Raw genomic sequence first — 10,070 nt, 5'->3', positions numbered from 1 at the left:
GAGAACCTCGTGCATCGCGGATTCGACGTCACCCTCGTCGAGATGCTCGACCAGCTTCTGGCGCCACTCGACCAGGACATGGCCCGAATTGTCGAAGGCTACGTCGAGCGGCATGGCATCCGGCTGGCGCTCAATGACGGCGTGGCCGGCTTCCACCAGGCCGCCGATGGCGCACTCGAGGTCCTCACGAAGTCCGGCAAGACTCACCCTGCCGACATCGTCATCCTCGCGCTCGGTGTTCGCCCGGATACCACGCTGGCCAGGACCGCCAGCCTCGAGATCGGGGAGCGCGGCGGGATCCGCGTCGACGAACAGATGCGCACCAGCAACCCGGACATTTTCGCGGTCGGCGACGTCGTCGAAGTCCGTGATTTCGTGACTGGCGAATGGAGCCTGATTGCGCTGGCCGGCCCGGCCAACCGCCAGGGGCGAATTGCCGCTGATGTGATTGCCGGGCGCGCGTCACGCTTCCGCGGTACCCAGGGCACTTCGATCATCGGCCTCTTTGGCGCCGCCGCCGCCTGGGTAGGTGCCAGTGAAAAGACGCTGAAGCGCCTCGGTGACGACGACTATGAAAAAACCTATCTCTACCCGAATTCACATGCCGGCTACTACCCCGGTGCCACGCCGGTTCCGATGAAGGTGATGTTCAGGAAATCCGACGGCCGCCTCCTCGGTGCCCAGGCGGTGGGCATGGATGGTGTGGACAAGCGGATCAGCGCACTGGCCATGGCGATTCAGATGGGTGCCACGATCTATGACCTCGAGGAGGCCGAGCTCTGCTATGCCCCACAGTTTGGCAGCGCCAAGGATCCGGTGAACTTTGCCGGCATGGTCGCCGCCGACATCCTCCGCGGCGACATGCCGGTCGCGCATTGGGATGCGCTCGGGGACGGCGTTCTGCTCGACGTGCGGGAGATGTTCGAACTGGCGGTCGAAAGTGTGCCTGGGGCGATCCACATCCCGCTCGGGCAACTGCGCTCGCGCCTGGGTGAGTTGCCGCGCGACCGGAATATCCATGTCATCTGCCGTTCCGGGGGACGGGCCTACTACGCGACGCGGGTATTGTTGCAGAACGGGTTCAACGCCAAGACGATTGCCGGCGGCATGCTGTCGCGTTATCACTCCCACCTCCTGCGGGACTGAGTGAGCGCCCAGTACCGGCGACTCGTTCTCCCAGCCCACGAATGATCGCGGACCCCGACTTGCCATTGAATATCTCGGTCAGCAGCAGATCTTCCGCGAGCGCCATACCAGGCGAGGCCTGGACGCGACTCTGCCCGGCCGGCCACCCCTTTCTCAACGCCGATTTTCTGGCGATCGTTGAGCGGCACGGCGCGGCCACCCCTGAGTCGGGCTGGACGGCTCGTCATCTGGTGGCCAGCGACGAGAGCGGTGCCGTCGTTGGCCTGCTGCCGCTGTACATCAAGAGCCACTCGCACGGCGACTTCATCTATGACTGGTCCTGGGCAGCGGCTTACCGGCAGCTCGGCCGCCAGTACTACCCGAAACTGATGAGCTGCCTGCCGCATACTCCGGTTGCCGGAACTCGCATCCTGGTCGCTGAAGGGCCCCACTCGGCAGCCATCAGGCAGGCGCTGGTCGACGCTGCCAAGGCGCTGGCCAACCGTTACGCTGCTTCTTCTTGGCATGTGGCGCTGGCCACCGGGGCAGAAACCGACCTGCTGCGGAACGAGGGGCTGCTGATCAGCCGCGATATCCAGTTTCACTGGCTGGATCCCGGCTGCGGCGACTTCGACGGCTATCTGGCCACTTTCAGTGCGGTCAAGCGCCGCAAGGTCCGCGCCGAACGGCGAAGGGTCGCGGAGAGCGGGCTCTCGATCGAGACACGGCACGGGGATCAGATCGACGCCGCCGAATGGCCGCTGCTGCACGCACTTTACGCCAGCACTTTCGACCGGTTCGGCAATCACGCCGCTTTCTCGGCTGCCTGTTTCGATGATCTGGCGGCCGCTTTGGGTCGTCGAATGATCATCTTCATCGCCCGTGATCGCGGACTGCCGGTCGCCGTGGCGATCTGTTTCCGCAGCGATGACGCGCTCTTCGGGCGCTACTGGGGTTCCGCCGGCAACTACCACAGCCTGCATTTCGAGCTCTGCTTCTACCAGGGCATTGCCTATTGCCTGCGCGAGGGCCTGCGGCGCTTCGAGCCGGGAGCGGGCGGCGAACACAAGCTGGCGCGCGGGTTCACGCCGACGGTCGTGCACTCCGCGCACTGGATCAGCGACCCCGGCATGCGACAGTTGCTCGCCCGTCACCTGGCGTTGCAGGGCGAGGCGGTTGCCGAGTATCGCGACGACGCGGCGGAGCATCTGCCTTTCCGGCGTGACGCCTCGCCATCGCAGGGAGGCTGAGGAGTCTTCAATTGCCGATCGGGCTTGTGCCCAAGCGCTCCCCTCGAGAGTCGTTGCAACTGTGCATCGACCGCCCAGAATCGGCGATTGACGGCGGCACTCCGCGTCATCTATCCTCCTCGAAAGCTGCTTGGACTTCCTATCCTTGGGTGGGCTACCGATTACTGGGGTAGTCGGATACGGGATCTACAGGGCCGACCGGACGCGCCGCCGACACCCGGGTCGTGGGGAGTGAGACAGCGTATGACGGTCGCCGGGCGTTGACCGGCGACCTGCGAACAGGAGTCAGGCCATGAATCCCAGCACAACACCTTCCACCGGCTTCGACCCGCCACGGAGTCCGCCCGACTTTTCACTCGTCTTGGGCGGCCCGCTGTTCCAACTGCTGCGGGGCGCCCGTCTGGAGGACGATGCTGCCACGCTGGTCGGCCGGCGCATTGCTGCCTTCGTTCTGCTGACCTGGGTGCCGCTGCTGGTGGCGGCTGCCGTCGAGGGGCTGGCATGGGATGGGCGGGTGGCCGTACCGTTCCTGCGCGATGCCGCGGTGCATGCACGCTTCTTGGCAGCCCTGCCGCTGCTGGTCGTTGCGGAACTGGTCGTGCATCTGCGCATCCGTGGTGTAGTCGCGCAGTTCCTGGAGCGCGAGATCATTGCTGGAGCCGAGATCGCGCGGTTCGACGGCGCGATCCAGTCGGCGATGAGGCTGCGCAACTCGGTAACGGCCGAAGTGCTGATGATCGCGCTGGTGTATGGCCTCGCCATATCCGGCATCTGGCGCCAAACCATCGGGCTGGACGCGGCAACCTGGTACTCGCCCGTTGTCGGTCCCGGAGCTGAGTTCTCGGCGGCGGGCTGGTGGCTCGCCTATGTCAGTCTGCCGCTGTTCCAGTTCCTCCTGCTGCGCTGGTACTTCCGCCTGTTCGTCTGGGCGCGTTTCCTGTGGCAGGTTTCACGCCTTGATCTGCGCCTGCTGCCGACGCACTCCGATGGGGTAGCCGGCCTGGCATTCCTCGGCAACGTCTCACACGCGATGGCCCCGCTTGCCGCGGCGCATGGTGCGATGGTGGCCGGCGTGCTGGCCGATGCGATCTTCCACACGGGCGTGAAACTCACCGACTTCAGCGTCGAGGTGTTCATGGTGGTGGCGCTCATGCTGTGCCTGGTGGTCGGCCCGCTGCTGGTGTTCGCGCCCCGGCTCGCGGCGGCCAAGCGGGCCGGCAACCGCGCCTATGGTGCTCTGGCGCAGCGGCTGGCGCGCGAGTTCGACACCAAGTGGCAGCGCGGAGGCGCACCGGCTGGGCAGCCATTCGTCAGCAGCCCCGATATCTCGGCGCTGGCCGATTACACCAACGCGCTGAACGTGGTGCGCACGATGCAGATCGTGCCGTTCACGCGCCAGGCGTTGCTGCAGCTTGCGGTGGCCACGCTGCTGCCGATTGCCCCCCTGCTGCTGACGATCATGCCGCTGGAGCAGCTGCTGAAACTGCTGCTGGGCGTGGTGGTGTAGGGCGCCGCCCCATAATGCCATATTCACCTTAGAATTCCGGGGACAGTATCTGTAACTCAAGGCCACGGCGGATGTCCGCTGCCCACTCGACTGCCGACCCCGGTCGGCGAAGCACCAGTGTCTGCCCTGGGTCGGTTGCCGTCAGCCCACCACGAACGAAGCAGTGACCGCTTATGGTTTGGCGCCGCCAGCCAGACGAGCCGTTGCTCGAACTGAGTGCGAACGGCCGGATAAGATTGACAACAGTGGTTCAGATTTCTCTGGCTACTGGCAGCCATCGGCCCGTGGCGGTCATTGAACTTCACCACCTTCGGACGGCCGGTGCAGTTCCTGCTGCGCACATTCGCTTTGCACGAAGGCGACCCTTGCTCCTCTGGGTAAGCCAACATGGCTGCCACGCCTGATGCCCGCCCGTGCGCCGCAGTTCTGGGAGAGCAAGGGCTACTGATCGGGACGGCCGGCGCAGAGCGGTGAGGCGTTGCGCCGTCAGCTCGGACGACTTGTCGAAGGCGTTCCTCGCGTACGGCCAGCTCTGGAACGAGTTCATGTGGCCGCTCGTCCACGTCTACGCGCGCCAAAGGATCGGCGTGGCAAGACGGGGAGGAATGGCGAAGCCCGCCATCGCGCTGGCCGCATGCCTGGCGAGCGGTAGCGGGCGGCTGTAAAGCCCCCCGCACTCGCGTAACCGACCAGACCGATGGTCTCGCTTGTCGGTGTGCAAGGTGGCATCGAGCAACTGGCAGACGAGGTTCTCATACGCTTCGGCGAGGGCTCACGAAGCGGCCAAGAGCGCCTTGGATATCCTATACTGATGCAGAATCTTTTCTAACAGAGGGTCGGCCAGATGTCCAAGAGCAAACTTGATGACCAGCAGGAAACCGCCACCGTGAACACCCAGGCCGCGGTTCTGTCTCCGCAAGAGCGGCGCGCACAAGGGAGTGCGCTGCGCGAAGCGGTGCCGCGCGAAGCGCAGGGCGGATGGAAACCACCCAAGAAGCGACGCGATCCGATTGAGGTGCTGGTTGCATCGAACGAGGGGCGGATGCCCGAACTGGTGCCGATCCGCTTTGGCCGGATGCTGCAGTCACCGTTCACCTTTTACCGGGGTTCGGCGGCAATCATGGCGGCCGACCTGGCGTCGACGCCGAACTCCGGTCTGCGGGTGCAGGCCTGCGGTGATGCACATCTGCTGAATTTCGGCGGCTTTGCCACGCCCGAGCGGCAGGTGGTCTTCGACGTCAACGACCTCGACGAGACGCTGCCGGCGCCCTGGGAGTGGGATCTCAAGCGCCTGGCGGCGAGCGTCGTCATCGCCGCGCAGTATCTGCAGCTGCACGAAAGCGAGGCGGCACGTGCGGCGACGGCGACGGTGCGCGCGTATCGCGAGCGGATGGCCGACTATTCGTCGATGCGCGCGCTAGATGTCTGGTACGACACCATTCCGCTGGAGCGCATGATGGCCGAGATAGCCGGCGGCGACGCCAAGCTCAGGAAGCTCGCCGCCAGACGGCTCGCGAAGGCGCGCGAGCAAAGCGCCGTCGAGAACGTTTTCCTGAAACTCGCGGAGCAGCACGGAGCGCTGCCGAGGATCAAGGACAATCCGCCACTGATCTTTCACCCCAGCGAGGAACTGGCGCCGGGAATGCGGACGCAGTACCGCGAAGGACTGGCACGGTACCGCGAGTCGCTTCCCGAGCACGTGCGCGTGCTCTTCGACCGCTTCCAGCTGTGCGACGTGGCGATAAAGGTCGTCGGCGTCGGCAGCGTCGGCACGCAATGCCTGGTCGCGCTGTTCATGGCCGCCGACAATGACCCGCTGTTCCTGCAGATCAAGGAAGCACGGGCGTCGGTCCTCGAACCCCATGCGGGCCCGAGCCTGCACGCCAACCACGGCCAGCGAGTCGTTGCCGGGCAGCGCCTGATGCAGGGGGCGAGCGACATGTTCCTCGGCTGGACCACCGGAAGCAATGGCCGCGACTACTATTTCAGGCAGTTGCGCGACGTCAAGATCAGCGCCAACATTGAACGATATGAGGAATGGGAGGTAAACCGTCTGACCACCTACGGCCGCCTGTGCGCCCGCGCTCTGGCACGCGCGCACGCGCGCTCGGGCGACGCGGCGCTGATCGCCGGCTATATGGGTTCCAGTTCCGTCTTCGACGATGCGATCTGCGAGTTTGCCGTCGAATACAGCGACCAGAATCAGCGCGACTACCGCGCCTTCGTCAAGGCAGTGCGCGAAGGGCGACTCGAGGCACAGGTGGGAGAAAGCGCATGAGTCCGACACCGGTCACCGACGCATCGCGATCCGTGACTTCCCTCGCAGGCGAAGTCCCGGTCGCTGGCTGGCGCGCGGCCTTTCCGCCGGCGCAGTGGCTCGCTGCGTATCAGACGAAGTGGCTGGCCAACGACGCGATCGCTGGGGTGACCCTGGCAGCCTACGGCATCCCGGTTTCCCTCGCTTACGCCTCGCTCGCCGGGCTGCCGCCGCAATACGGCATCTACTGCTATCTGGTCGGGGGCCTGTTCTACGCGCTGTTCGGCTCGTCGCGCCAACTGGCGATCGGCCCCACCTCGGCGATCTCGATGCTCGTCGGCGTCACGGTCGCCGGCATGGCGCAGGGCGATCCGGGCCGCTGGGCGTCCATCGCGGCGCTGACGGCGCTGTGCATCGCCGTGATGTGCGTGCTGGCATGGCTGTTTCGCCTGAGTTCACTAGTCAACTTCATCAGCGAGACGATTCTGCTCGGCTTCAAGGCGGGCGCGGCGCTGACCATCGCGATGACCCAGTTGCCCAAGCTGTTCGGGGTCCAGGGCGGCGGACACGGCTTCTTTGAGTCCGTCGTCACCCTTGCTGGCCAGCTCCCCGATACCAACTTCGCCGTTCTCGCTTTCGGTCTTGCCGCGCTCGCGGTGCTACTGCTGGGGGAGAAATTCCTGCCGGGGCGGCCGGTCGCGCTCTTCGTGGTGGTGATTTCGATTCTCGTGCTGTCGATGACCCCGCTGGGCCAACTCGGCTTCAAGATCGTCGGCGCCTTGCCGCAGGGCTTGCCCGACTTCAAACTGCCCGATTTGCGCGTACAAGATGTGGACGGGGTAATCCCGCTGGCGTTCGCGTGCCTGTTGCTGGCCTACGTGGAAAGCGTTTCCGCCGCCCGCGCTCTGGCGCAGGCGCGCGGCTACGAGATCGATCCGCGCCAGGAGTTGCTCGGCCTGGGTGCGGCGAATCTGGCTGCGGGCTTCTTCCAGGCCTACCCGGTGGCCGGCGGCCTGTCGCAGTCCTCGGTGAACGACAAGGCCGGCGCCAAAACGCCGCTCGCGCTCGTTTTCGCCTCGGTGACGATCGGCCTGTGCCTGCTGTACCTGACGGGGCTGCTTTACAACCTGCCCAACGTGGTTCTCGCGGCGATCGTGCTGGTTGCCGTCAAGGGGTTGGTCAATATCGGCGAATTGCGTCACCTGTGGCGGGTAAGCCGTTTCGAATTCGGCGTCTCGATGGTCGCTTTCGCCGGCGTGCTGCTGCTCGGCATCCTGAAGGGCGTGATTGTGGCGGTGCTCGTTTCGATGTTGTTGCTCATACGGCGTGCCGCGCACCCGCATGTGGCATTTCTCGGCCGTATCCCTGGCAGCCAGCGTGTTTACTCCGACATCGAGCGCAACGCGGACAACGAGGCCGTCCCGGGTGCGCTGCTGTTTCGCGTCGAGGCGTCGCTGCTTTACTTCAACGTCGAACACGTGCGTGACGCCGTCTGGCAGCGCATCCGCACGACCCCGGGGCCGCTCAGCCTGGTGGTATGTGATCTGTCCACTTCGCCCACGGTCGATCTGGCAGGTGCGCGAATGCTGGCGAAGCTGCATCAGGAACTCAAGGCAGCTGGAGTGCGCCTGCGGCTGGTGGCGGCGCATGCGGCGGCGCGCGACATCCTGCGCGCCGAAGGCCTGGAGGAAAGCATCGGTTACTTCGGCCGCAGGATCACGGTGGCTGACGTCATCGACGAGTTTCAGGGACGCGCCAGCCCTTGACGTACACCACCTACCGCAGCGTACGCACTACCTCGACCAGCGAGCGCTGCGCCTGCATCACGGCGGCAATGTCCTTGTAGACCAGCGGTATTTCGTCGATCACCTCTTGGTCCCTGCGGCACTCGACGTGCGCAGTGGCAAGTTCCTGGTCGGCGACGGTGAAGCGGCGGCGAGCCTCGTTGCGGATGATGATGCGACCGGCGCCGTGGCTGCACGAGCACAACGACTTCGGCTTGCCGAGGCCACGGACGATGTTACTGCCGGCCCCCATCGAGCCGGGAATGATCCGAAGACGGGCTGGACCGCGTGCTTGCGCAACACTCGGCCGGTCCGTCCTGATTGGAATCGACGACTCCGGCTTTCGCCTTGCACCTTATCAAAATCGTTAGTCTTGCCCGACCGCAAGTCCGACAGGCGGTCAGCAGTTGTAGACGCCGGTAGCGCAACGGCGCCCGGTGCGTCGTGCCACACCAGCTACGCTCACTGGTGTCAGGGGGCGCCCGACGACGGCTTCGGCCGTCGGAATCAGGCTGTGAACGCCTGGCACGGAGAACTGTTCGCCAAGTTCGGCGCCGGCAAATCCGATGACGCTGGCCAGCAGCAGAATTCCAACTTTCCTAGACACGCTCATCATTTTCCTCCCATCACGAAGTGGCTCGGCAGTTCACCCATGTCCTTCATCTTCTGCAGGTCCTTGAGGTCTACCTGCCTGGCCCCTGGCGGTGCCTTGAAGCTGAAGGCGTCAGCCGCGCTGTCTCCGCCGGTCTTCCAGTTCCTGATCTGAATGCTGTACTGGGGGGCGTTCGCAACGAGCCTGGACGTAATGACATATCGGCAAGGATACGGGCGGTCTCCCTGGGCGATCCAGATTTGCAGGTCGACTTCCTTTTTTCTGAACGCCAGGTGATCGCATTCGGTGCCGCCTATTACGCCGCTGCCGAGGTCCTTGACGTCGACCACCCCGCTCATCAGTTCATCGTAGGCGTTGGTGAGCAGCAGGTCAGCCGCAGGAAGCGGCCGGTTGTACTTGTCTTTCAACTCGTCCACCAGATGATCGATCGAGCCCGGAATATCGACTTGCGTGTAGATATTCTTGTTCTTGCCGAGCAAGGTCAGCGTCTTGCCGTCAAAGACGGTTTCGGTGTCGAGAAACCCGCCCGAGCGAGTGGAACGGATCTTGTCGGGCCGGGAAAGGACAACTGTTCCCGAACTCGCCAGCGCCAGTTTTTGCTTGTCCCTGGTCACGACCTCCAGGTTCGAATCGTACTCGAACGATATGGCCTTTTGCCCCGCCATATAGGTGCTCATGGCCTTCAAGAGTTCTCTGGCCTCGGCCTCACCGGCCATCGCACTCGGCGATATCGCCATGCCCGCCAGCAGCGCCATTGCCAGTGCAGATACCCCTGCCGAAGCTACTCTCCCCCGTGTTCGAACCAGTTTTGTCATGTCAAACGACCTCTCTTCAATGGTGTCCTGCTCATCGTTGCGTATCAGTATCGCCGCATGCCCATTTGCCAGACCTGCAGATGATCGCCACGCATGATGTTAACTCACCTTGGCGATGGACTCACGGCAGGGGAGCATGCGCACGTGACCCTGCAGCACCACCAGTGTAGCGAAAATCCAAAGGATGGGAAATCCAATGGTAGCAATGAGAGTCGGAAATCGCAGCCGGGCAGGCCCGGCGCGAGGCTTGCGCTGCGACGCTCAGGAAAATGCGTAGCGCCCACGTCTCGACCGCCGGAATGCTTCAATGATTTTGAGACTTTTCAACCGTCGATGATTCTGGCGTGCCGCACCACAGGTACAGTGCCCCGCTCAATTTTGCTTGAAAACGAGGCGAAACATGTTTAGAGCGTACGTGCGAATACTGGTCCTTGCAACTTCTGCATGTGCTCCTGTTGCTGCTCTTGCCGCAGGACCGCAGTTGATCTGTTTTGGCAGTGAGCCGTCGTGGAGCCTGCAATTCAGCGAGCAAGGGCGGGCACAACTGATGCTGCCGGAGCGAAAGCCGCTCGACTACCGCGGGCGCGAGACTCGCCTCGATGCGCAGAAGGAACGGGCATGGCGCGGCCGGCCCGCTTCCGGCAAGGGCGGTGAACTGGTGGCCTTTCTTCGCGAGTCGGCTTGCAGTGACGGCATGTCGGACACGCAGCATCCGGTGA

At 64.2% G+C, this 10,070-nt stretch carries 7 protein-coding genes and 2 pseudogenes; 6 read left to right on the top strand and 3 right to left on the bottom strand.

Annotated features, from left to right (window positions below):
• From V5B39_RS20420 to V5B39_RS20400, 5 genes are all read left to right on the top strand, one after another.
• The coding region (locus V5B39_RS20420; protein WP_332344675.1) for an FAD-dependent oxidoreductase at positions 1 to 1,146 on the top strand (1,146 nt) is incomplete at its 5' end.
• Between the two features lie 59 nt (positions 1,147 to 1,205).
• Positions 1,206 to 2,375, top strand: coding sequence for a GNAT family N-acetyltransferase (locus V5B39_RS20415; protein ID WP_332344674.1), 1,170 nt, complete (start codon positions 1,206 to 1,208; stop codon positions 2,373 to 2,375).
• Between the two features lie 292 nt (positions 2,376 to 2,667).
• Positions 2,668 to 3,882 (top strand): hypothetical protein, encoded by a 1,215-nt coding sequence (locus V5B39_RS20410; protein ID WP_332344673.1) that lies wholly within the window; start codon positions 2,668 to 2,670, stop codon positions 3,880 to 3,882.
• An 844-nt stretch (positions 3,883 to 4,726) separates the two neighbouring features.
• On the top strand, positions 4,727 to 6,160 hold the full coding sequence (locus V5B39_RS20405; protein WP_332344672.1) for a DUF2252 domain-containing protein: 1,434 nt from the start codon (positions 4,727 to 4,729) through the stop codon (positions 6,158 to 6,160).
• A complete protein-coding gene (locus V5B39_RS20400) occupies positions 6,157 to 7,905 on the top strand; it encodes a SulP family inorganic anion transporter (protein WP_332344671.1) in 1,749 nt (582 codons plus the stop codon). The genes V5B39_RS20405 and V5B39_RS20400 overlap by 4 nt, the downstream gene beginning before the upstream one ends.
• 10 nt (positions 7,906 to 7,915) lie before the next feature.
• Here V5B39_RS20400 and V5B39_RS20395 read toward each other — a convergent pair.
• The 3 genes and pseudogenes from V5B39_RS20395 to V5B39_RS20385 form a co-directional block, all read right to left on the bottom strand.
• Positions 7,916 to 8,194: pseudogene (locus tag V5B39_RS20395) on the bottom strand (RtcB family protein); the annotation flags it as partial.
• A 129-nt stretch (positions 8,195 to 8,323) separates the two neighbouring features.
• The gene (locus V5B39_RS20390) at positions 8,324 to 8,536 is read right to left on the bottom strand and encodes a hypothetical protein (RefSeq protein WP_332344670.1); all 213 of its coding nucleotides are present in this window, start codon (positions 8,534 to 8,536) and stop codon (positions 8,324 to 8,326) included.
• Positions 8,536 to 9,351 (bottom strand): DUF2092 domain-containing protein, encoded by an 816-nt coding sequence (locus tag V5B39_RS20385; RefSeq protein ID WP_434735737.1) that lies wholly within the window; start codon positions 9,349 to 9,351, stop codon positions 8,536 to 8,538. Before V5B39_RS20385 ends, V5B39_RS20390 begins: the two co-directional genes overlap by 1 nt.
• A gap of 481 nt (positions 9,352 to 9,832) precedes the next feature.
• On the opposite strand from V5B39_RS20385, the pseudogene V5B39_RS20380 reads away from it, so the two are divergent.
• Positions 9,833 to 10,070: pseudogene (locus tag V5B39_RS20380) on the top strand (hypothetical protein); the annotation flags it as partial.

Source organism: Accumulibacter sp., from assembly GCF_036625275.1.
GTDB lineage: Bacteria > Pseudomonadota > Gammaproteobacteria > Burkholderiales > Rhodocyclaceae > Accumulibacter.
The sequence above is the reverse complement of the archived record's forward strand: the minus strand, read 5'-3'. Positions and strand labels throughout refer to the sequence as shown.

Coding starts and splice junctions, on each gene's coding strand:
- V5B39_RS20390 (WP_332344670.1), bottom strand. CDS start 8,536: ATGAGCGTGTCTAGGAAAGTTGGAATTCTGCTGCTGGCCAGCGTCATC.
- V5B39_RS20400 (WP_332344671.1), top strand. CDS start 6,157: ATGAGTCCGACACCGGTCACCGACGCATCGCGATCCGTGACTTCCCTC.
- V5B39_RS20385 (WP_434735737.1), bottom strand. CDS start 9,351: ATGACAAAACTGGTTCGAACACGGGGGAGAGTAGCTTCGGCAGGGGTA.
- V5B39_RS20410 (WP_332344673.1), top strand. CDS start 2,668: ATGAATCCCAGCACAACACCTTCCACCGGCTTCGACCCGCCACGGAGT.
- V5B39_RS20405 (WP_332344672.1), top strand. CDS start 4,727: ATGTCCAAGAGCAAACTTGATGACCAGCAGGAAACCGCCACCGTGAAC.